Annotated in this window: 20 protein-coding genes; 9 read left to right on the top strand and 11 right to left on the bottom strand. The window is 45.7% G+C overall.

Translation table 11 applies throughout. The features are described 5' to 3' along the window. Positions 1-197 precede the first annotated feature (197 nt). From IL_RS13340 to IL_RS13325, 3 genes are all read right to left on the bottom strand, one after another. Positions 198-653 (bottom strand): hypothetical protein, encoded by a 456-nt coding sequence (locus tag IL_RS13340; protein ID WP_016341412.1) that lies wholly within the window; start codon positions 651-653, stop codon positions 198-200. Between the two features lie 436 nt (positions 654-1,089). Next, positions 1,090-1,560 carry a hypothetical protein gene (locus IL_RS13330; RefSeq protein ID WP_011235822.1) on the bottom strand — a complete coding sequence of 157 codons (471 nt, stop codon included), beginning with the start codon at positions 1,558-1,560 and terminating at the stop codon, positions 1,090-1,092. 111 nt (positions 1,561-1,671) lie between these two features. After that, a complete protein-coding gene (locus tag IL_RS13325; protein WP_011235821.1) occupies positions 1,672-2,223 on the bottom strand; it encodes a hypothetical protein in 552 nt (183 codons plus the stop codon). 200 nt (positions 2,224-2,423) lie between these two features. Here IL_RS13325 and IL_RS13320 point away from each other — a divergent pair, with 200 nt between their 5' ends. After that, positions 2,424-3,326 carry a polysaccharide hydrolase gene (locus IL_RS13320; protein WP_011235820.1) on the top strand — a complete coding sequence of 301 codons (903 nt, stop codon included), beginning with the start codon at positions 2,424-2,426 and terminating at the stop codon, positions 3,324-3,326. A gap of 56 nt (positions 3,327-3,382) precedes the next feature. Here the strand turns inward: IL_RS13320 and IL_RS13315 are convergent, their stop codons facing one another. From IL_RS13315 to IL_RS13305, 3 genes are all read right to left on the bottom strand, one after another. After that, on the bottom strand, positions 3,383-4,051 hold the full coding sequence (locus IL_RS13315; RefSeq protein ID WP_011235819.1) for an HAD family hydrolase: 669 nt from the start codon (positions 4,049-4,051) through the stop codon (positions 3,383-3,385). Between the two features lie 26 nt (positions 4,052-4,077). Further along, a complete protein-coding gene (locus IL_RS13310) occupies positions 4,078-6,117 on the bottom strand; it encodes a phosphocholine-specific phospholipase C (RefSeq protein WP_011235818.1) in 2,040 nt (679 codons plus the stop codon). Between the two features lie 62 nt (positions 6,118-6,179). Beyond that, a complete protein-coding gene (locus tag IL_RS13305; RefSeq protein ID WP_011235817.1) occupies positions 6,180-8,525 on the bottom strand; it encodes a TonB-dependent receptor in 2,346 nt (781 codons plus the stop codon). Positions 8,526-8,790: 265 nt separating this feature from the next. On the opposite strand from IL_RS13305, the gene IL_RS13300 reads away from it, so the two are divergent. The 3 genes from IL_RS13300 (at position 8,791) to IL_RS13290 (ending at position 12,365) form a co-directional block, all read left to right on the top strand. Further along, a complete protein-coding gene (locus tag IL_RS13300) occupies positions 8,791-9,546 on the top strand; it encodes a DeoR/GlpR family DNA-binding transcription regulator (RefSeq protein ID WP_034819484.1) in 756 nt (251 codons plus the stop codon). A gap of 91 nt (positions 9,547-9,637) precedes the next feature. Next, the gene (locus IL_RS13295; protein ID WP_011235815.1) at positions 9,638-10,939 is read left to right on the top strand and encodes a DUF5690 family protein; all 1,302 of its coding nucleotides are present in this window, start codon (positions 9,638-9,640) and stop codon (positions 10,937-10,939) included. A 193-nt stretch (positions 10,940-11,132) separates the two neighbouring features. Then, on the top strand, positions 11,133-12,365 hold the full coding sequence (locus IL_RS13290) for a permease (RefSeq protein WP_011235814.1): 1,233 nt from the start codon (positions 11,133-11,135) through the stop codon (positions 12,363-12,365). On the opposite strand, the gene IL_RS13285 is transcribed toward IL_RS13290, so the two are convergent. From IL_RS13285 to IL_RS13275, 3 genes are read right to left on the bottom strand one after another with little or no spacing between them, the layout of a single operon-like run. Then, complete coding sequence (locus IL_RS13285; protein ID WP_011235813.1) at positions 12,356-12,715, bottom strand: MerC domain-containing protein; 360 nt, start codon at positions 12,713-12,715, stop codon at positions 12,356-12,358. The two genes, IL_RS13290 and IL_RS13285, sit on opposite strands and share 10 nt — an antisense overlap. A gap of 17 nt (positions 12,716-12,732) precedes the next feature. Continuing rightward, positions 12,733-13,878, bottom strand: coding sequence for a DUF1624 domain-containing protein (locus IL_RS13280; protein ID WP_011235812.1), 1,146 nt, complete (start codon positions 13,876-13,878; stop codon positions 12,733-12,735). Continuing rightward, complete coding sequence (locus IL_RS13275) at positions 13,868-15,949, bottom strand: TonB-dependent siderophore receptor (protein WP_011235811.1); 2,082 nt, start codon at positions 15,947-15,949, stop codon at positions 13,868-13,870. The genes IL_RS13280 and IL_RS13275 overlap by 11 nt, the downstream gene beginning before the upstream one ends. A 128-nt stretch (positions 15,950-16,077) precedes the next feature. Between IL_RS13275 and IL_RS13270 the strand changes: the two genes are divergently transcribed. Together IL_RS13270 and IL_RS13265 are read left to right on the top strand one after the other, a co-directional pair. Beyond that, complete coding sequence (locus IL_RS13270; protein WP_011235810.1) at positions 16,078-16,956, top strand: cation diffusion facilitator family transporter; 879 nt, start codon at positions 16,078-16,080, stop codon at positions 16,954-16,956. Positions 16,957-16,968: 12 nt separating this feature from the next. Then, on the top strand, positions 16,969-17,541 hold the full coding sequence (locus IL_RS13265) for a glutathione S-transferase family protein (RefSeq protein ID WP_011235809.1): 573 nt from the start codon (positions 16,969-16,971) through the stop codon (positions 17,539-17,541). Here IL_RS13265 and IL_RS13260 read toward each other — a convergent pair. Both IL_RS13260 and IL_RS13255 read right to left on the bottom strand, forming a co-directional pair. Next, positions 17,538-19,196 carry an acetolactate synthase large subunit gene (locus IL_RS13260; protein ID WP_011235808.1) on the bottom strand — a complete coding sequence of 553 codons (1,659 nt, stop codon included), beginning with the start codon at positions 19,194-19,196 and terminating at the stop codon, positions 17,538-17,540. The two genes, IL_RS13265 and IL_RS13260, sit on opposite strands and share 4 nt — an antisense overlap. A 119-nt stretch (positions 19,197-19,315) precedes the next feature. Beyond that, positions 19,316-19,696 (bottom strand): DUF4168 domain-containing protein, encoded by a 381-nt coding sequence (locus IL_RS13255; RefSeq protein ID WP_011235807.1) that lies wholly within the window; start codon positions 19,694-19,696, stop codon positions 19,316-19,318. A gap of 168 nt (positions 19,697-19,864) precedes the next feature. Between IL_RS13255 and IL_RS13250 the strand changes: the two genes are divergently transcribed. From IL_RS13250 to IL_RS13240, 3 genes are all read left to right on the top strand, one after another. Further along, entirely contained in the window at positions 19,865-21,352 is a 1,488-nt protein-coding gene (locus IL_RS13250) for a sensor histidine kinase (RefSeq protein WP_231378599.1), read from the top strand. Beyond that, positions 21,349-22,689 carry a sigma-54-dependent transcriptional regulator gene (locus tag IL_RS13245; protein ID WP_011235805.1) on the top strand — a complete coding sequence of 447 codons (1,341 nt, stop codon included), beginning with the start codon at positions 21,349-21,351 and terminating at the stop codon, positions 22,687-22,689. The genes IL_RS13250 and IL_RS13245 overlap by 4 nt, the downstream gene beginning before the upstream one ends. 63 nt (positions 22,690-22,752) lie before the next feature. After that, the gene (locus IL_RS13240; protein WP_011235804.1) at positions 22,753-23,439 is read left to right on the top strand and encodes a type 1 glutamine amidotransferase domain-containing protein; all 687 of its coding nucleotides are present in this window, start codon (positions 22,753-22,755) and stop codon (positions 23,437-23,439) included.

Below are 23,439 nucleotides of genomic sequence, written 5' to 3'. Positions count from 1 at the left end.
TCAATATTATTGAGCTGTGTAAGGCCATTGACAGGGCTCATGACCTTGAGTTGCTCGAATCACTTTATGACTTAAGGGTGCTCTGTGCATCCCGGGCTATTACGTTTGGTGTTAGAAAACCATTCAGAAAGATGAGTGGAAACGTCGGCGTGCATTAAAGTTGTTAAAACCGTGACAGATTAAGCCTATTATTTAAGCTACTGCTCCTTAACGACAACTTTACTCTTAAAGTACACATAGTCTTCATTGCTCAGCTTAAATCCAGATGGAATTTTGATTTCCTTCCCTTTTGCATGAAGTATTATATAAGGGGTAGCTAAAAGGCGCATCCATTTGGGTTTAACTAAAACATCATTGATTGCCCCTAGCTTAATCTGCTCGGTATGACTTTTTGAGTCAATATAAAGATAGTCGTCGTCAAAGCGATACTTTTTCGTCGGGTCAGTGATGATCCTATAAGGCATGTATATGAATGTACTAAAAAGCATAATTGGCAATAGCATGGCTACAAACGCCGCTGAGTTGTCACCGCCATTACCCAAATAAAAGCTGATAATTTCCTCTTTTTTACTAGAATTTACATAAAATAGAACTAAAAGCTGTAATATTATATTTGGAATAAACCAAAAATGATTGTATTTAAAGTGTCGCATGGAAAATCCCCAGTTTTATTTCGTTATATTTTTAGGTTTGTATTTCCAAGCAAAATAAAAACTAAGCGGACCCACAAGTAAAATAGGAATTATTTCTAGTAGACCTTTGTCGTTCAAAAATAACTGAGAAACAATAGTTAGCAGTATAAATGAAATAACCATTGAGGTTAGGAAGCGAAATAAAGAAAATCTTGCGTAATTTTCCTTTCCACAATAAGGGCAATTTATTGTTTTTGATGAAAAAGAGAACCAGTTAGGCTTTGCTAAGTCTTTATGACAATTGTGGCAGTTCATAGACTTTCATATTTCTGTTTTTCGCTGGATGAAAAGCTTACAGTTACATAACAGTTTATCGTCGGCAACAGTTTGGTTAACATTTTTCCTTTTTTTAATCGCTTGCAGAATAAATTAAGTCGCTTGTTTTTCAACGAGAAACTCACAGTCCTTTAAAATTATCCGCTGTCTGACTAGTACACCAGTCCCATACTAATTGAGACAGCTCCGGTGAGCTGTCGGCTTTGCCTCGGCCCATTTTCCAGTGTTCATAGCCTAAGGCTAATATTCTTTCGTTAATGGTGTCCTGGTAGGTACCGGTATCTGTAGGAAAAAAGCGTTCCAGTTGTTTGCGGTTCTGCTCTTCGGTTACGTAGTAGTCGTCCGGGTTATCTTTAAGATCAGCCACTGTTTTGGCGACCATATTGGTTTTTAAAACCATACCAGAGCAACTTTTCCAACGGGCCTGCAGCAGCTTGCCATGCTCAGACTGGTCGTTGTCATAAGGTGTTTTACCTGGGTTTTCATACAAAGATTCCCATGGCTTATCCATCGACTGTTCAGGTGGTGTTTGTGCATTAGCGGAGAGACTTAAAGTAAGGGCGGCTGCAAACATTATTCCTGTTGATTTCATCAGTCATATTCCTGTGTTTAAGATAAACTTAAAGGTTTTTACTTCCTTACCTTAGTGATAATAACTTTATTGAAGCAGTGACAACGAGTCAACGCCTGGGGATTAACAGCTCTAATTCGTTTGAGCAATATTACCGGCTTTTATCCGACGTAATGCTTTGCTGGCTAAAATTTTGCTACCTTTTCGCTGAGGCTCTCCTCCTAAAAGCTGTATAGCCACGCTTTGTTCTTTATACCAGACCGCCAGTGTTGGCATTGCGCCTTGCATCCAGTGTGCTTCATCGCCAATGCCTAAGACTGGCTCACCTAATCGACGAGCTTGGGTTAATACATAGCCTCCCATGTTGTCACTTTCATGGTCGTGGTAGTCCCAGGATACAGTCAACTGAAATGGCTCTTTGGTGGCCAAGTCAGGATCCAGATCATTTCGTACCCAAACGCAGGTTGAATAACCTTGCTCAGCTCTTTCTTCTGCTATATGAACGCCTTCGCTGGTGGGAATATGATCCAGAACGTCTTTTTCTGTCAGAAGCTTACAAGCGGGTGTATTCGATTTATTGGGGAGCATATCGGTTTTCTGCGAAACTGACTGTGCTGTCGTCGATACCGATATCAGCAGCAAGCTAGCTGTTAAAAAAGGGGCAAAAAAAGCTTTGGTTAACATAGCGTCTCCTTCTGAAACTTCTCATTCCGTTGTGTCTGAATCAACTTTTCACCCAGTATATTAATTAACCTTTAAAATAATATCCAGATAGCGGGTTCGCGAACCTAAACTTAGTTTCTAGGGTCGGTTATTCAAATAAGGTTGCCGCCCATCCGGCAAAGCTCGATAATCTCTAAAGGATCACCTAAGGAATGACACCAATGTTTTACCGAAACTGTTTTGCTGCAAGTTTATTGGTTTTAGCCTGCTCGCAACTAACCGCTTGTAACTCTGATTCGTCTTCAGAAAGCTCGGATCACCAAGAATCCGGCATATGGCAACCCAAGCCAGGAACAAGCTGGCATTGGCAGCTGGAGAACTACGATAACCTGGATATAAGCAAGGACGCCGAGGCGTTCGATATCGACTTATTTGAAGGTGCCGAGGGTGGTGACGACAGTATTATCAGTTCATTAAAGGACAACGGTAAACGGGTTATTTGTTATTTTAGTGCCGGAACCCGTGAAGACTGGCGGCCCGATGCGACTGAATTTTCGGAAGACGCGGTTATTGCCAACGGTGAAATGGCGGACTGGCCGGGTGAAGTATGGCTGGACATAAACAATGAGGCTGTCCTGAATGAAAACATCAAACCCATTATGGAAGCGCGTCTGGACTTAGCTCAATCTGCAGGTTGTGATGCGGTTGAACCCGACAATGTCGACGGCTATATAAACACTGACGAGACAAAAGGCATTATCACTTACGATGATCAGCTAAATTACAATAAATGGTTAGCCAATGCCGCACACTCGCGAGGGTTAAGCATTGGTTTAAAGAATGATGTAGACCAACTGAATGAACTGGTTAATGACTTTGATTTTGCCGTAAACGAACAGTGTTATGCCTACGGAAATGAATGCGTGAGTTACGAGGACACTTTCCTGAAAAATAACAAAGCGGTGTTTGTGCAGGAATATTATGAAGACGGCTCAGAGGGTGAAATCAGCCAGCAGGAGTTTGAAAGTAATGCCTGCTCTTACTTCCTTGACGTTGGAATATCCGCTTTATGGAAAGAGGGTTTTAACCTGGATGGGGAAAATGTTCTGAGCTGCAGCGAATAGAATTTTAAAGCAAAGGTCAGTTTCATTAAAACAAGAAAACGAACTGACCTTTGAGCTTATATGCTCCACTCGTGAGTATGCCAGTCGTTTTCTTTCGCAATTGAGCGCATTTGTTCGTTACCATTTATAACATGGCTGTTAAGCGCGTAATCCAGTAATGGTACGTCGTTAATTGAGTCACTATATATGCAGCCTAACGGTAAGTCTTCTAAGTCGTGCTGTTTTTGCCACTGCTTTAAAAGAGCAACTTTTCCTTCTCCAAAGCTAAATGGCTCTATTAGGTTTTGTGTGAACTTATTGCTAGAGACCTCAATATCGATTCCAATAACATACTGAATACCAAAAAGAGCAGCAATGGGCTCTACTATAATGGTGGGGCTGGCAGAAATAACCAGAAGAATGTCTCCTGCTTTCTGATGCTCCCTGACTTTACGCATACCTTCTGTATAAATGCGAGGCTTAATATAGTGTTCAGCAAATTCGGCAGCCAGAGTTCTGATTTCAGTAACCCGTTTACCTTTTATGGGTAAAACCCATGCCTGCATATAATCCTTCATATTCATTCGTCCGCTACTGTAATCCTGCATGATTTCGCTGCAAATCTCAGTCGCTTCTTTGCTGTAAGGCCAAGAGTTTTTTCGTAAAAAGTACATCCAGTCCTGCGCACTATCTGAATCAACCAGGGTGCCATCAAGGTCAAATACAGTAAGCTTTGGTTTTGTCATTATTAAAGTACGTCCTTAAGTACACCTTAACGATTCAGGCGGCCGGCAAATTGTCTAAGAAAAGAATCAGATGAGGTGCTCGTCACTGAGACATCGTAGCGTTGATTACTGTCCGTCGGTATATGAACGACCTGTCCTTGAGGCAGCCTTTTTTTCGTATCAACGTCTTGTCCAAGATAGTAGGTAAAGCCGTCACTACGAGCCAATAGGCCGCAGTACTTGCCGTCACTGATAAAGCTAATATCTCTTCCGGGTTGTATTTCAGAATGTTTTCCTGCTAAGCGACGATGAAAACCTTCTGGCCCCATGACTTGCAAGTCATAAGCATCTTCAATTAGCGTCCACTCTCTGCTCGTTTTATTTTTGGCTTCGATAGTATATCGGTGCGGAATTGAGTCCAGATTCAGTCGGTTGTAAACATGGAATACAGCAGCGTGCTTGCCTTTATTAATGAAGGTCAGCTTCAATGTATTGGTTTCCGGCAGCTCATCCCACTCTAAATCCAGCTTATAGAGGCTAGGCCGGTGTGGACGCATACCCGGTTCCTGGGCAGGCATCGACTGTTGAATCGGAAGTTTAGGCGTTGTTCTTTTTGGCAGTGCCGCTGCCCTTTTTGCGTCAGCTGTGGGGTCAGGAAAAGCTAACGGCAAGTCCCTGTTTGGATTTACGAAGTCAAAAGCATTTGTGAAATCACCACAAACAGCCCGTCGCCAGGGGCTAATGTTGGGTTCTAAAACACCGAAACGTTGTTCCAGAAAACGAATAACCGAAGTATGATCGAGAACTTCCGAGTTAATGTAGCCGCCCCGACTCCAGGGAGAAATTACGTAGGCTGGAACGCGTGGTCCCAATCCGTAGGGTCTTCCCATGTAGTCTTGTACTTCCAACGACTCATCCGCTTCGGATCGATGAGTATGATACTCCCCTCGGGTAGACACCTGAGAATGGCCTGCATATCCGCCGGGTGATGCTGGATCTTCTGAAGGCGGTGCTGGTGGCGGTACGTGATCGAAAAATCCGTCGTTTTCATCAAACATGATAAACAATGCTGTTTTTGCCCAAACCTCAGGATTCGCCGTTAGAGCGTCTAATACCTCTGAGGTATATGCAGCCCCTTGTGCCGGGCTAGATGGTCCAGGATGCTCGGAACCTTCCGCTGTTGCTATAATATAAGATACAGAAGGCAACTTATTTTCCATAATATCTTCTCGCAGCTGGTCTAAAGCCTGAGTCGTTAACCCTCGTTTTGCGAGCTCTGGATTTGAACCTGGCTTACCTGCTACTGAGTTTTGAAACGCAGCAAACCCGACAAGCGGATTGTCCGTAAAATTATCCGACATATCCTGATAAATACGCCAATTTACACCTGCTTCCTGCAACCTTTCCACGTAGGTTGTCCAGGTGTATGGAATGGCTGCACCACCATCTTCAGGTAAACGGTCATGTGAGTTACCAATACTCGGCCCACCAAATTGGGCCTGCCCGTCGTTGGTTCCGGACCAGAGGAACAAACGGTTGGAGTTGGTTCCCGCATGCATAGAACAATGGTAAGCATCGCATAGTGTAAAGGCATCGGCTAAGGCGTACTGAAATGGCATATCCGCGCGCTCAAAGTAACCCATTGAGTGCAGATTTTTTGCTTCTGGCCAACGATCCATGTGCCCGTTATCCCAAGCCGCTTGCGCATCTGGCCAGGAATGAGGCGTGCCTTCTACACGCATATGTTCGAATGTTTGGCGTGTATTTAACGCAAATGGGGTGACAAATTTAGGGCCTATTTCAGTTTGGTTTAATTGCGTGAATATCGTACGGTCTTTGATTTGGTCAAACGATTTAGCTGGTGCAGGATAAGGGTCGGAAAAACCTCGTGCTCCTGACAAGGTACCGAAGTAATGATCAAAAGACCGATTTTCCTGCATCAGAATAACCACGTGCTCAATATCTTTTATCGTGCCAGTACGTACCGCAGCAGGAATAGCCAAAGCTCTTGATATTGCGGGAAAAGAAGCCATTACGCTGGCAGCTCCTGCCCCTAAAAGAAACCGACGGCGACTAATATCGACCATAGAAGTAACTCCTTGAAGAGGCATTAGATTTCGAAATCTAATGCCTCTTACCTAACATCTGGTTAAAAATCAGCACTAACAGAGAAAGTCACCGTTCTTGGTGAACCGGGATAAACACTGTTACTGCCAACAGCCGATATATACTCATCGTCGAGCAGGTTATTCACATTCAAACGCAGGCGAAGAGCCGATATGCTGGAGGAAACACCCTGAATATCAGTACCAATGTAGGCATCTACCACTTCATACCCAGGCGCGGTGGCTGAGTTCTCAAAGTTGATAAATCTATCCCCAATATGGCGCAGAGAGATTCCACTCGTTATGTTGCTACCGACATAATCAGCTGCGATGGTGAAGAAAGTTTTTGGTCCGCCGTATACTTGGTTCCCAGCCCGAATTTCTGCGTCTTGGTCAAGACCGGTATCACCTGTACTAAGGTACTCAGCATCATTATAGGTATAAGACCCAGAAACTCTCAGGCCGCTGGTAACTTGATATGAGGTGAGCAGTTCAGCGCCGCGACTCTTCTGACCACCAACGTTCACATAGCTGCCGTCGACTTCTTCTTTGTAATCGATACCATCCAATACACTAGTATCCAATTGTACAATTCGGTTATCGAATTTAATGTCGTATAAGGTAACCGCTGCGTTAAAGCCATTGTTGATATAACGGAAGCCTAACTCAATGTTCTCCGCCGTTTCAGGATCAATGCCACCCAGTTCTGAATTAGATAAACCGGAATCAATGATACCAGGAACAATGGATTTATAGTTTTCAGAGTAGCCGGCAAATAACTCTAAACCATTAACCGGTGTTGTATAGGTTAACCCTGCGTAGAGTAACGGATCTGAAGTGGAGTCTAATTGACCCGTTCTGTCATCGTTATAGAAGTGATCAACCGTAGTATCGACCTGATATTGTTTTACGCCGAGACTTGCGCTCAGCGGGCCTAAAACCGCTTTTTCCTGAGCGTAGTACATGAGTTCTTTAGTGTTTGCTTCGGTTTTATATTGAATCCAGTAAGGGGTTTCATTGAATTCCGGGCTAATTGCCGAGTTCTCAACTAAATGCCATGAGCGCGTTACATCGGCATCGTAGTTTTCATACCAAAACCCGCTGCGTAAGGTATGTTGTATGTTGCCAGTTTCAAAGTCGTAGGAAACATCCCCCGTTATGCCATAACGATGATTGGCATAATTTGACGTACGATATGAGCCAACCCCTTCGACATTGCCATCATAACAATTGGGATCTTTTTCAGCGTCTAAACCATATCGACCAGTGCAAGAGTCAATCAATGTACCTGGTACATTTGTACCGGCGTTAACGAAAAAGATATCGTCACCCTCGTAATCGCCATAAATTGTGTTACCGGAGCGTTCGTTATCCAGGTTTCCATCTCCATCGACATCGGTAATGTAGGGAGGGATCCAGTCACCACGGCCTTTCATTCTGTGATAATAAACGGCGGTATTGAATGAAAAGTTGCCAAAGTCTTTTTCGACCTGAAAACTATAAAATGAATTATCACGCAGTGCACGCCAGCCATCGCGATAGTTTTCATCAAGACCAGGAATTCCGGTCCAGTTCATGTGTAATCCGTCGTGACGAGGGTTTTCATAATAATCTTCTAAAGAAACATATTCATATTCGTTTTCATTAGCCGAATTGTAGGTAGCGAAGCCTGTAATATGAAACCCATCAATAATGGTTGTGATTTTACCCGTAAGATAATCTTTCTCCGTGATAGCTTCATTATCCCAAACGTCCTTATTTTGCGAAGATGAGCCACTGAGATAGAAGTAGGTATCTGGACTAATTTCACCTGAGTCGTAACGGAAACGGTACTTACTCGCGTCCTGGTCGCCTGCCATATAGAGTAAGCTTAAGTTTTCTTCCATTAATGGATCGGAAGTAATGAAATTCAGTGTTCCACCTAATGCCTCATTTGATCTCGAGCTGATATCCGCCGTTCCCTGACTGACTTCCACGGTTTCAAGATCGAGCACGTCAATAAATCTATTCGCTTTACTACCGCCGCCGTAGTTTGAGCCGCCGTTTGGTAAGCCATCAAGCGTTGTACCAATTTGCCCGTTATTGGTATTAAAGCCTCGCATTCGGATGTTAGTCATCCAGTCAGATGAACCGAAGGTATCAGCTTCCTGTACAATAACTCCGGGTAATTCCTGTACAACAGTGTTTACTGAAGCATTGGCTGGACGACGTGAAATCATATCCATTGAAACCGTGTTTGAGGCGAAAGTCTGTCTCTTACCTACAACAATGATTTCTTCCATTTGTTCGTCTTTTTTACTCGTTTCTTCTTTATCCTGATCAGCTATCGCTGATGCTGAGGCTATTGCCAGTATTAATGGTGAAAGTGCAAATCGTTTGTAGCCGTTCATGTGTATCTCCCCAGGTATGCTAAACGTGGAAGTAATAGGACCAAAATGACCTTTCACCTCCAGCTATGATTTTGAGCGAGGCCAATATAGAATTAAAATGTGACAGTGGTGTGATATTTTGTTGTATTAATTATTAATAATGTGAGTTTATGTGGTTTTTAATGTTGGAAGTGGATTAAGATTTACTTCTGCTCTAAAGTAGCAACTTGTTAACTCATTGAATTACATGCGCGCAACCAATAAACGTGTGGGGATGGATGTGAATATGTCTGAGCGTTTAATCACTATGTTGGAGTTGATTAGGCTTCATAGATCAATGTCTGTTGTCGATCTTTCACAGCGTTTTGAGGTGTCAGAAGAAACCATACGACGTGATATACGGCAGTTAGAAACTACCGGCAGAGTGGTTAAAGTGCATGGTGGAGTTCGTCTTTCCACTTCAACTCTAGAGCCCCCATACCAAGGGCGCGTAAGTTTGAATGCTGCGGCTAAAAAAGAAGTTGGAGAGAAAGCTACCGAATTAGTCGAAGATGGGATGACGGTTTTTATTGACTGTGGTTCAACCAGTTACTGGTTTTCAAGAATGTTGACCAAACCTAAGAAGTTACTGGTAGTGACAAATTCGCTGGATGTAGCAAATGAAGTCATTGGTCGCGATGATTGGCGGTTAGCATTTACTGGTGGACAAATTGATCCAGATTACCGGGCCGCTTTCGGGCGGGAAGCTATTATTCAGGCTCGGCAGTTCACACCCGATCTGCTATTTCTGTCTATCGGTGGTATTCATTCCGACATAGGGCTACTTGATTTCAGTATTGATGAGGCTAATTTTAAGCGTTCACTTCTTGATAGAGCTCGCCGAAAAGTCGTACTGACCGATTCTTCAAAGTTTAGTGGGGCTGGTTCCGTTCATCTGGCCGATTTTGACCAAATTGATACGATAGTTTGTGATAAACCGCCCGAAGACCCGTTGAAATCTGCACTCGATAATGCCCAAGTGGAGGTTATTTGTAGCCGTTAACCCGCTATCAGGTTAGCGTCGGGTAGTAACATAAATTCTTCATATTCTGCGCGTAATATTGGCCGTTCTCACAATGGTAGGAATGGCACTTATGGTTTCTCTCACTAAGAATACAAAGCGCAGTAACACCTTCTGGTTTATTCTCTACGCCTCAAGTGCCGCTTTCTCGACCTATTTTTGTATGTATGCGTTCCGGAAGCCTTTTGCCGTGGCAAGCTACGAACAGGCTCAGTTCGTTGCAGGGATCGATTTCAAAAGTGCATTAATTATTGCGCAGGTATTAGGTTACGCCCTATCCAAGTTTGTCGGTATTAAAGTCGTATCGGAAATGACGGCAAATTATCGCAGTGTTGCCATTCTCACGTTGGTAATGGCAGCACAGTGCTCACTTATGGCTTTTGCCGTTGCGCCGGGGAACTGGAAGCTAGTCGCGCTATTCTTTAACGGTTTACCGTTAGGCATAATCTGGGGCCTGGTCTTCAGTTACTTAGAGGGAAGAAGAACCACGGAAGTCTTGGGTGCTATTTTATCTATTAGTTTCATTGTGTCTTCTGGTGTCGTAAAAACCGTCGGTAAATACCTGATGCTGGACTTACAAGTCAGCGAATACTGGATGCCGGCTGCCACGGGCGCTATTTTTACTATCCCGTTATTCATTTCCGTATATTTTCTTTCCAGGATTCCCCCGCCGACACACCAGGATAAAGAGGAACGCCATAAAAGGGAGCCAATGACATCCGAAGATAGGATCCAATTAGTGCGGAAATACTCGATAGGTTTGGGCTGCATGGTCGTCAGTTATATATTACTGACCGCTATGCGCGACTTCAGTGACAATTTTGCAGCAGAAATATGGATAGAACTAGGGTATGGCGACAGACCCGCAATATTTTCTTCCGTTGCGCTGTATACGTCATTGACTGTTCTACTTTTGCTAAGCTCGATAATGTGGATTAAAAACAATTTTCGGGCATTTATGGTTAACCATCTGATGGTTATTGGGGGATTTCTTCTCTTAGGTGTTAGCAGCTTATTCTATCAAAGCGGTGGAATTTCAGGTTCATCATGGATGATAGCGCTAACTATTGGGATTTATCTGGCTTATGTTCCTTTTAACTGTCTTATTTTCGATCGCATGTTATCGATGATAAACGACAAAGCTAATGCCGGATTTCTTATTTATATCGCGGATGCTATGGGTTATGCGGGAACCGTCGGTATACTGCTGTACCGTAACTTCTTTGAAATAAAGCTAAGTTGGCTAAACTTTCTATTAGAGAGCGCTTACTTTACGGCTCTTCTGGGTAGCGTGTTGATGGTATGTTCCGCCTGGTTTTTCCGCCAGCGCTTCTATAAAGAACACTCAAAGACTCTTATTAAAAGCTCAGCTTAACTGGAAATGAAAAGGGGCTACACGAAAGCGGCTCAAAAGTGCTCTTTTAAGAAAACGTCACGAGACTGTCACGGAACAAGGCGTTTTGATCAATTTTGGACAGGCTTAACGTAAGCTACTATTTTGAATGTAGTCATATTTTTATTTTAATCTGCTGAATTCTAAAATAATTTAACCAGACCAAGGAGCCAGCATGGAGAATTTTCTATCGCTATGGGGTGAGTCGGCCTATACCAGCCTGGGTTTTTTCTGGATGGCGCTGTGGGCGTTTGTATTAGGTTATTTAATCAGTAGCTTAATCCAAGTGCTTATCACTAAGCGGCGAATGCGCAAGGCTATGGGCGGCAATGATCTTAAGTCTGTGTCGCTGGGTACTTTCTTTGGCTTTATCTCCAGTTCCTGCAGTTTTGCTGCGCTATCAACCACCCGGGCTTTGTTTAACAAAGGGGCTGCGTTCAGTGCTTCAATGGCGTTTATGCTGGCCTCCACGAATCTGGTTATTGAACTGGGTTTTGTTATTTCTATTTTCCTTGGTTGGCAGTTTGTAGTTGGTGAATACGTTGGCGGGTTGTTGCTAATTCTATTCGTCTGGCTCTTTATTACGCTAACCAACCCTAAAAACCTAATTAAGAATGCGCGAAAAGAAGACGAAGAGGACGACGAACATCAACACGAGAGCACATTATCGGATCTTTTCAGTAAGGATACCTGGCAGAAAGTTGGCCAAAAGTACGTAATGGAATGGCAAATGGTCTGGCAAGACGTACTCATTGGTTTTACCGTTGCCGGCGTTATTTCAGCCTTTTTGCCTAGTGCGTTTTTTGAATGGTTGTTTATTGGTGTGGGTACAGAGGGTGACCCGGGTTTCTGGTCGTTACTTCAACAAGCGATAGTGGGTCCGGTGGCTGCATTTTTCACCTTTATTGGTTCTATGGGCAACATTCCATTAGCGGCCGTTTTGTTTGGTGAAGGTGTGGCCTTTGCCGGGGTTATGGCGTTTATTTTCTCCGACTTAATTGTACTGCCGGTTGTTAAAATTAATGCGCGTTATTATGGCTGGAAAATGGCACTGTATATTACCTTAATGCTATTTACCTGCCTGGTAGCGGCGTCTTTAGCTATGCATTATGGTTTACTGGCGTTTGATCTACTGCCGGATGCGTCGCAGTGGTCCTCTCCGGCAGAACAACAGCACTTTAAGTTGGACTATGGTTTTGTTCTCAACCTTATTTTCTTACTGCTGAGCGTGGTTATGGTTGTGCTTTGGCGGCAGAAGCAAAAAGAACACGAACACCACCATCATCATGACCATGGCGGCGGTTCGTCTTTAGGTGACAAGGTTATGAATGGGCTGTGTGGTATCAGTGTTCTTTGGCTGCTAGGCGGAATGGGCTTTTATCTTACAAGTAGCGCGGGTCAGTTCTGATCTGCGCAGTGCTCGTGCTTTAAATGAAAAAAGTGACCACTAATTAAGGTAAGCGAGCCAATAATAGTGAGTAAGATTTCAATTGGGCCATGAAAAAACTGGGCGATAACGACCGCTAAACAACCAAGCGGCAGTAGTACCCGACTGAGCTTCGCCTGCGGGTTTTTCCAGGCATAATACCCCTGAAATATCGCCATGGTTAACACCGGCAGCAATAATAGCCGGTGGAACAAAGGCGTTTCCAGAACACTCGCTAACGAGTTTGTCCCCAGAAAAATAAGCAGTATTGGCGTTGCCAGACAATGAACAAAACACAGGCCAGAGAAAAATATACCGAGTCTGTCACTCATGCCTTTCTCCTTAACCATCATAAATATTTCACCCAGGCTTTATTGCTGCGACGTTTGTATCGGTTAAACACTTGCGTTGGCTTATACAGTAAGGCGGCCAGTACAATGGTGGTTAACCACACCCAATAAATGTTGGGCAGACTCATAAAGCCTTCCTCCGGCGCCCCTAAAACTGCGGTAGCCAGAGTATAAAGCAGCAATAAAACGTAAAGATGGACTATGTAGAAAAACATGGGTGCGCCACCGAAAGCGGTCAGAACTTCCGTCCACTTTCCTTGTAAGCGCTCCATTAGGTAAAGCATGGCAAACATGCCGGCAAAGGTTATTTGCAGAAAATTCAGCGATGGCGGGTACTTGGTCACATTGAATATAGCCCGCGCGGTGGCGGCTAAACTCTCTTGCTGAGACCAGGCCTGTGTCTCGCCGTAGATATTAAAACCACGCAGCAACAGAAAGCCGGCGAGGCAAAACGTCGTTAGCCCTAATAACCAATAGGCTCTGCGCTCAGATGAGAAGGATTTGGAATACAAAGGTCCGGCCGCATAACCCAGCAAAATAACGCCTATCCACGGCAGTAACGGGTAGCTGGCTCGTATTGATAATGCGTCGGACTGTAAAATATAGCCGCGGTCATGAAGAATGGTCCAGGCTGTATAGCCCCACTCACCCGGTTTAAGGTGGATAAAGTCCAGCGCGTTATGCCCGGCAACAATAAGCAGACCCAACACAAACAGAAGCCGGTACGGTAAATTAACGCAGGCACCCAGAATGAGCATGCACAGACCAATAACCCATATTACTTGCAGGTACAGTGTTTCGTAGGCGCCAAACCATGAAAAGTTGATGACCGTAAGTTCCAATATCACCAGGAACAGTCCGCGCTTCCATAAAAACTCACGGGCGACGCTGGGCGAACCGTCATGCTTTTGCTGATACAACCAGGCTGAAAGGCCGGTTAGAAACACAAATATGGGCGCACAAAAATGTGCGGCAAAACGGCTCCAGAATAAGCCCGGCTCCGTAGTTTCCAGTATCATAGGGTCTGCAACCGGGTGATTATAAAAGAACCTCTCCCGTACGTGGTCCAGCAACATCAATATAATGACCAGCCCACGCAACGCATCAATACTGTTAATTCTTTGCGTGATAGTTTTAGAATTCATAAGTCAGGCTCACTGAAAACTGTCTTGGGGCTCCTGGTGTTGTCCAAAGCGCAGAGTAGGCGTTCGACATGTAATACTCGTCAAAAAGGTTATCAACGTTTATCTGTAATTCAGTGTTGTCGGTTAACCGGTGTGTATAGAACAGATCAAACACCTGATAACTGGGCAGACGATACGACTGATCGACCGTAGCGCCTAAACGGTCATCCACATAGCGAGCAGTAAGCCCTATATCAGCATTAATTTGCCAGTGTCTGAGGTCGTGTTTAACCATGGCGTTAAAGGTATTCTGAGGAATATTTACCAGGTCACTACCGGCAGGGACATTGACGCCCCAGTCGTAAACGGTAATATCATTTTTTGTTTCACTGTCTATGTAGCTGTAGGCAACCTGTAAATCGGTGTAACTGCCTAGCGACATGCCCCCTTCTATTTCAAACCCTCTACTGGTTGCTGCGCCCAGCGTGGCTGGATAGCCTGGGTGAGCCGGGTCATCCGTAAGAATGTTGGTTTTGGTGGCATCGAAAACAGCCGCATTTAACCGAAAGCCATGAGCGGAATATTTCATGCCCAGCTCTACTGAGTCGCTCTCTTCCGGGTCAAAACCCTGACCTTCGAAGTCGGTGCCGCTAATAGGAACAAAGCCTTCTGAATAACTGGCATACAGGGTTAAGTTATCCGTTGGCAAGTAGCTCAGTGCAACGCGTGGGCTAACCCGGCTGTCATCCTGTTCAGATTCCGTACCTGAAACCAGCTCTAAGGTTTCCTGTGTGTACTGATCCAGCCTTAAACCCAGCAGTAGATGCCACTGGTCATTAAGCTCAAGTTGATCCTGCACGTACAAACCGAAGCCCTTTTGATTCTCATCGTTAATGTATTGAGTCTGGAGTTCTGGTTTAGCTGCGCCATACTGAGGGTTAAAAATATCCAGCTCGTAAGTGCCTGGCTCCGGACGGGCGCGAGCCAATAAGGTGTATAAGTCATAACGGTATGCGTCGGCTCCCATCAATAAGTGATGGGTCATACCGAACAGCTCTGTGTTACCGCTTAATTCCAACCTTACTGATAAATCATCGGAGTCATAGTCACGACGGCGATGCTGACGTGTCAGAGTGCGGCCGTCTTCAAATAGTTTCTGGCGCGAGCCGGATAGCTCGGCATCTGACGAGTAGCCGTCCAACTTTGTGCTTCTGGCATTAATACCACCGGTTAAAAACCAGTCGTTTTGCAGATAGTGCTCAAAGGTTAACTGGTGGCCTTGTGAATTGATTTTAGTAGGGTCATCACTTGGTTCGCCCAGAAAGCGTTCTCGTGGAACAGTTTTAATGTTGTTATCTAAAACGACAATGCCGCGGTCAAACAACTGCTCCTGCTGCATGAACTCAAACGAATAAAGTATGGAGGTGTCTTTATCCAGTTGCCAGCGCAGCGACGGGTTAATAACCTTTTTCTTGCTGCTGACATGATCGCGGAAACTGTCGTCGTCCTGTATTGCACCGTTTATCCGCATGGCGAGGCTATCGCTAAGGCCGCTGGTGTAGTCTCCTTCAAGACGATAGCGGTCATCGCTGCCAAGGGAAGTCTTTAAGTATCCTTCCGGCGCGTATTGTGGTTTACGAGTAACTACATTAATTACCCCTCCCGGGTCCGAGCGGCCATACAGTGCAGAGCCCGGGCCTTTCAGAACTTCTACGTACTCAATATTGGAAACGTCCCGATGCCCGCCGAATCCGCGACCACTGGAGAAACCATTAACTAAATAACCAGTAGGTACATTTTCGTTGCCCGGAAACCCGCGCATGGAGTAGCTGTCCCATAAGTTACCGCCGTCGTTTTGCAAAGCAATTGACGGAGAAAACAGCAAAATATCGCGAAAACGGGAAATATTAATATCATCCACCAGGCTGCGGTCCAGCGTAGTAATTGCCTGAGGAATTTCTGAAACAGGAACATCTCCGCGGTAAGCCTGACGATAATTGACTTCAATGTGTTCGAAAGACTCCTGTTCTTGCGCAAACGAGCCCATACTTATGATAGAGAGTAAACTTAAGGTAACTGTTTGGTATTTCATGGGTCCAAGACAACTCAGTTATTGTGTTTAAGTGTAATGTTATATTATAACAATAAATCTCTGATGTCGAATTCTGACTCGCTTAGTATTAAGATGAATGGGTGCTAACATTGGTAATAAGGAGCTTTATGCACCATCACCATCATCACCACGAGAGCTCATCGGAGCGAATTGGTTGGGCGTTTTTCCTTAATCTGTGCTTTACCGTTATTGAATTTATCGGTGGGATATTAACCAATAGTACGGCCATTTTAGCTGACGCGGTGCACGATCTCGGCGACAGCATTTCTATTGGTATGGCCTGGTTGCTGGATAAATTCAGTCGTAAAGATGCCACGCAGACCTTTACCTATGGCTATCAACGCTTATCTCTGGTTGGCGCTTTTATTAACGCGGTTGTACTGACTGCAGGCTCAATCTGGATTTTATTTGAAGCCATTCCCCGTTTATGGAACCCGGTAATGCCGATGGCGGAGGGTATGGCGTTACTGGCGGTATTTGGCGTTATTGTGAATGGTTATGCGGCGTTTAAATTGTCTCATGGTAAATCGTTAAACGAACGCGTACTTAACTGGCACTTACTAGAGGACGTTCTGGGCTGGGTTGCTGTTTTAATCGTGTCGATTATCTTAATCTTTGTCGACTGGCCTATTCTTGACCCTCTGCTTTCCATTGGCTTCACTTTGTTCATTCTGGTTAACGTTCTTCGTCACTTGGGTTCTACCGTTAAGCTCTTTGTTCAGGCCTCACCAGACCTCGAAGTGTACCGGAAAATACGTGAGCAATTGACCTCGCTGGAACTGGTTGATGACGCCCATCATTTGCATTTTTGGTCGTTGGATGGCGAGCGTCATGTATTAACCGCGCATATTGTGGTATCAAAAGAACTGGAATGTTCAGAGCGCGCACAGTTAAAGCAGCAAATATCACAGCAGCTGGCAGCGTTTGAATTAGCTCATACCACCATTGAACTGGAATACCCTGACGAAGCTTGTCGAGACCATTAACAGGAGAAGATCATGGAATTGTTCGGAAGTTATACCTCGCCGTTCGTAAGACATTGCCGTATTGCTTTACTTGAAACCAAGACAAAGTTTTCATTTACCGAAACGGATTTTGAAACCAGTGCCAAATTAAGTCCGGCGAAAAAGGTTCCCTTTCTTCACCACAATGATTTGCGCCTGCACGACTCGACCAGCATTCTCAAATACGTGCGGGACAAGGCGGATGAGCGCTTCTTTGCCGATGTAAAAGATTTTGATCAGTACTGTCTGGTCAATACGGCGATGGACTCGGCAATTAACGTGTTTTTGCTGGAGAGAGAAGGCGTAACAGCTGACAGTGTTAAGTATGTTAAACGCCAACAGCAGCGTATTAATGACATACTGCAACTGATGGAAGATAAAGAGCATGCGGTGGCTTATGAAGGGCCTCATCCCTTTAGTGACGGAGAGCTACGTTTAGGTTGTTTCCTTAGCTGGGGGCTTTTCCGTGAGCGTTTTAACTTAGATAAGTATCCGCGACTTCAGGCCTTTGTCGATAAGTTAAACGACTACCCTTATTTCGCGGATACTGATCCGAACCGTTCTTAAATATCTTTAATGGCGCGGCTGCGTTCGGGGATTTCCTCGTTCAGCAGTCGGTCATTTTGTGAATAGTTCACGGGTACATCAATAAGGTGTACGCCGGGTTTGTTCAGGCAGTCTTTTAACAGCGGTATCAAGTTTTCGGTTTTATCTAAACGGTAACCGTTAGCGCCGTAAGACTCTGCATATTTCACAAAATCCGGGTTATTGAAATCTAAGCCGTAGTCGCTCAGTTTCATATGCTGCTGTTTCCACTTGATCATGCCATAGCCGCTGTCATTTAAGATAACGACAACGATATCCAGCCCCATGCGCACAGCAGTTTCAAGCTCCTGAGAGTTCATCATAAAACCGCCGTCACCGCATATTGCCATGACTTTCTTTTCCGGATTAACCAGCTTCGCGGCCATGGCCGATGGTAAGCCTGCACCCATTGAGGCAAGGGCATTATCCAGTAGTACCGTATTTGGCTGACGAGCCGGGTAATTACGTGCAAACCAAATTTTGTAGATGCCGTTATCCAGTGCAATGACACCGTCATCTGGCATAGCTTCACGCACATCTTCTACCAGACGCTGGGGTAACACCGGAAAGCTGCCGTCATGAGCGCCTTCATCGGTATGGTCGCGCATGTGATCGCGAACTTTCAGCATAAAGTTGAAATCCCAGTGACTTTGCGGCTCAATCCCTTCTTTTAACTGCCAGATACTGTTACCAATATCGCCGATCATGCTGGCATGAGGAAAGTAAACCGAATCAACCTGGGCACCCTGAAAGTTAATGTGCACCACTTTACGGTTGTCGTTGTCGCCGGTTTTCATCATAAAGGGCGGCTTTTCCACCACGTCGTGACCGACATTAAGAATCAGGTCAGATTTTTCGATGGCGCGGTGCGGGTAATCGCCGTCGGAAACCGCCGCATTACCAAGCCAGCGTGGGTGGTCTTCGTTAATAACACCCTTACCCATTTGCGTGGTAATAAAAGGAATACCGGTTTTATCGACAAATGCGCGCAGCATTTTTGCTGTAATTTTCCGATTGGCCGCAGCCCCTATCAACAGTACCGGGTGTTTTGCTTCGCGCAGTAGTTCCAGCACGTGGCGGACCGATTTATGCTCGGTAATGGGGCGGCGCGAATGACTGGCTTCTATCGGAAGGCTGCTGACCTCTTCGCGACTGATATCATCTGAGAGCTCCAGGTGAGAAGCGCCGGGGCGTTCATCTTCAGCGCGACGAAAAGCCTCACGGATGTGCGCCGGAATACTGCTGGCGCTAATAATCGCCTGAGTGTATTTGGTAATGGGAGTCATCATGTCGACCACATCAATGATCTGGAATTGACCCTGATGACGTTCCTTTATGGGTTTTTGTCCAGTAATGACAACCATAGGCATAGCGCCGAGTTGCGCGTAGGCCACCGGTGTAACCAAGTTGGTTGCCCCCGGGCCTAAGGTGGAAAGGCACACCCCGGGTTTGCCGGTCAGGCGACCATAAGTGGCGGCCATGAAACCTGCGCCCTGTTCGTGGCGGGTTAAAATTAGCTCAATGCTGGATTTTGAGAGCGACTCAAGTAAGTCCAGGTTTTCTTCGCCGGGAATGCCGAAAATGTACTTCACACCCTCGTTTTCAAGTGCTTTTACGAATAAATCGGATGCTTTCACTTCGCTTTCTCCTTGCGTTAAAGAATATTCTTCTAGTTAGGCCTACGTAAAGCATAGGAGAGATGATCAAAAAAGGCAGCCAAAAGGCTGCCTTCTTAACCTACAATCGAGTAAATCGATTAAGAGTTTTCGTCACCCGTCAGCTCTTCTAAGCGGCCACGAAGCTCTTCGTCGTTTTGCGCTTGCTGAATAATCATGTTGTATTCTTGTGGAGTTAGACCTGCGTCTTCAACTGCTGCAATCATTTCTTCCTGTGCAGACTGTTGAATTTCACGAGCTTCTTCCTGATTTTCAGCTTCCTGGAACTGGTCACGGTATTTTTCAGTAACGCCCTGAACATCTTCCATAGCGGTTACAAACTTAACCAGCATGCCTTCAGAAATTTCCTGAGTTTGCTGCTGTTGCTGCGCCATTGGATCTTGAGCTTGTTGCTCTTGAGCCATTGCTGCTGTGCTACCCAGTGCGAATACTGTTGCTAATGCGATAATTGTCTTTTGCATGATAATCTCCTAGATGAATTTATCAGTTTTACTTACGCTCTAACTAAAGCGAAGACTGTGCCAACTTTTCAATTAACTGATTTTTATAGCTTTTTGTTCTTGCGAAGTTTGCGCCGAGAAAACCAACTAAAAAATGTGTATCCTTAGTACACAGTTAAAGGAGGTCGTGTGACAAAAAGATACAGTTGGCCACTATCCAGTCTGCAAAGGCGGCTTCTGGTTTATGTCGTTATGCCTATGTTGTTAATTTCCGGCGTGGCAATAAGCGTGGGGTTACAGGTTGCCTCTGATGAGGCCAATGAACGGCTAAAAAGTGACTTAGAGCTTCTCGGCCGAGCCATTAGCTTGCCTATAAGTGACGCCTTGTTGAATAACGATTTGTCCACAGTACAGGCTAACCTGGATTCGGTGTTTAATATTGGTCGGGTTTATGGTGCGTCGGTTTATAATGTGTATGGCCAGCAGGTAGCGGAAGCGGGCATTACTGAAACCGACTTAAGCAATAGTCAGCTAGCACTGCAAACCGTTCAGACCGGAATAAAGCAAGACGATTACCGACGGGTTGAGGGACGTGATGTCTTCTCTCAATTCCTGCCTATTGTTGATCGCGGTGGTCGCATTATTGGTTTATTACAGATAAACCGGCGGGCCAGCGATTTTGATGAGTCCTTTGAAACGTTAAGCCAATACGCCTGGCTCAGTTGGGGGGCGTTTGGTTTAATTACTATTGCGGTGCTGGTGTTTGGTCATTACCGCGGTGTTGGACGGCATGTGGTGGCACTTAAGGATGCCATGTTGCGGGTAGCTGAAGGGCACCGAAGTACACGGGTTACACCGGCTGGCCCGTCAGAGTTGCAGGAGGTTGCTCAGGGTTTCAACCGAATGCTCGATAGTATCACCGAGGCTGAGCAAGAGCTGGAGCAGCGCCGAGAGCACGAGGCCTCTCTGCAGCAAGCTTTGCGAGAACAGGAAAAAATGGCGGCTATTGGTAGCGTTGCTAGTGGTGTTGCGCACGAGCTAGGTGCTCCGCTTACCGTTATTGACGGACGCGCCAGCCGCTTATTACGCAACCATAAAGACGAAGACAGTCAGCGCCAGCTAAAAGCGGTAAGAGGCCAGGTGCAGCGGTTAACCGGGCTGGTAAACCAGCTGTTGGCCTTCTCCCGCACGCCGGTACAGCAGCGCGAAGCTATTTCTTTACGTGACCTGATAGCAACAGCCATGACCAGCATAGAGTTTGAGCAGGATAAAGGCTCGGCCAAAGTGGTGATTAAGGAACTTGTCGACGTTATTCTGAAAGTAGATGTCAAGCGACTGGAACTGGCGTTGGTTAATGTTCTTCGCAATGGTTTGCAGGCAGCTGAATCGGAAGTTGTGGTGGCAGCTGAGTACGCCGGTGAAGGTGTCATTATCACCGTTGATGACGACGGTGAGGGGTTGCCCGAGTCTATGAAAGATAAAGCTTTGCAGCCTTTTGAAACTAATAAACCTCAGGGAAAAGGCACCGGGCTTGGTTTAACCATAGTGAAACACGTATTGAATGACCATAACGGAGAGTTGTCTTTAACAAACAACCCCAATGGTGGCTGTCGGGTTACCTTGAGTTTACCTGCGCAATGCCTTCGGCAAGCCGTTATTAAAGGAGGTAGTGAATGACCGCAGCAAAAGCCATGATAGGCGTTATTGAGGATGATCCGGCTCTGCAGGAGTTGCTGGTTGAAGAGCTGGAGGCCGAGGGCTATAAAGTCACCGCGTGGGGAAGTATTGAAGCCTTTAAAAAATCGGTAACGCCATTGGATTTGGTTATCAGCGATATTCGCTTACCGGGATTGTCAGGCTTGTCTTTACTGGAAAGTTTAAAAAATGAAGAGAACTCCCCTGCGCTGTTATTGATTACCGCATTTGGTACGGTTGATCAGGCGGTTGATGCTTTAAAACAAGGAGCCGATGACTTTCTAACCAAGCCGCTGGATGTTGAACACCTATTGCTTAGCGTAAAACGGATATTAGAACATCGGTCACTGCAGCGTGAGCTTAAACGGTATCGTCAGCAACAAAAGGGCCCCGGGGGCTTAGTCGGCCAAAGCCCGTCAATGCGTAAACTGTATGACCAGATAGAGCGCATAGCTCCGGCAGACGGCAGCGTCTTAATTACCGGTGAAAGCGGTACGGGTAAAGAGTTGGTGGCAAAGGCACTGCATCAGTTAAGTGACCGCGCTGAGCAGAGCTTCCAGGCGGTGAACTGTGCGGGCATTCCAGCCGAGTTAATGGAAAGCGAATTCTTTGGTCACACAGCTGGCGCATTTACCGGTGCTCAGAAAAAGCGTCAGGGCCTGCTTAAGCAGGCCGACGGCGGTACTTTGTTGCTGGACGAAATTGGTGAAATGCCAATGGCGTTACAGGCTAAACTGCTACGTGTATTGCAGGAAGGCACGATTCGCGCCGTGGGCAGCGACGAAGAAGAAACGGTGAATGTCCGGATCCTGGCTGCAACCCACCAGAACTTAGAGCAACAGGTAGAAGATGGGCGCTTCCGGCAGGATTTATTTTACCGTCTGGAAACCTTTAGTTTACGAGTACCACCGCTGCGGGAACGGGGAGAAGATATTGAGCGTTTAGCTAATTTTTTCCTACAGCAGCTGCAGAAAAACAGTGATAAACCGGTTCGCAGCATTTCTCCGGCTGCACTGGAGCAGCTTTATTGCTATCGCTTTCCGGGCAACGTACGTGAATTACAGAATGCTATTGAACGTGCCTTTACTTTCTCCAGAGACGATAAAATAGCGGTTGAAGATTTACCGCAAAGAATTTTGGATAGTGAGCATGAACCCGACGTGGATTATGGCACCGAGTGGCCGACTCTGGATGAATATCAGAATCAGTACATTCGTAAGGTATTGACGCATGCCGAAGGGAATAAATCTAAAGCGGCAGAAATTCTCGGAGTCACAAGGCGCACTCTATACCGTTGGCTGGAACAGCATGGCGAGTGATCAAACGCGCGTTTAGGCACGTAGTCTATACTAAGTTTTTGAATCATTTAACAGGAGTACTAAGTGAAAGTATTAATGGTATTAACCTCACACGATAAGCTTGGTGACACAGACCATAAAACGGGTTTCTGGGTAGAAGAGTTTGCTGCTCCGTACTATGTTTTTACGGATTCCGGTGTGGACGTGACTCTGGCATCGCCTAAGGGTGGCAAGCCACCGATTGATCCAAACAGCACCACACCAGATGCACAAACCGAAGCAACAGAACGCTTTGATAAAGATGAGACGGCTCAGCACAAATTAGAAACGACCTGTAAGCTGGATGAAGTTGATCCGGAAGGTTTCGACGCAATTTTCTATCCGGGTGGTCACGGACCATTGTGGGATTTAACCAATAACGAGCATTCAATTAAGCTGATTGAGCATTTCTGGAGTCAGGGTAAACCCGTTGCTGCGGTCTGTCATGCCCCAGCCGTGTTGTTAAATGCTAAATCGCCAAGTGGTGACCCGATTGTTCAGGGACGCACGGTAACTGGCTTTAGTAACAGCGAAGAGGCTGCAGTAGAACTGACCAATGTAGTTCCGTTCTTGCTGGAAGACGAGTTGACCGCCAAAGGCGGCCATTATCGTAAGGTGGATGACTGGCAGGCATATGCCGTTCAGGACGGTATGTTAATTACCGGTCAGAATCCCGGTTCATCTGAGCAGACGGCACAGCGCCTGCTCGATGTGTTAAGAGCCAGCCTGTAA

The organism is Idiomarina loihiensis L2TR, assembly GCF_000008465.1.
GTDB classification, from domain to species: domain Bacteria; phylum Pseudomonadota; class Gammaproteobacteria; order Enterobacterales; family Alteromonadaceae; genus Idiomarina; species Idiomarina loihiensis.
This window is presented reverse-complemented; position numbering and strand designations above follow the sequence as displayed.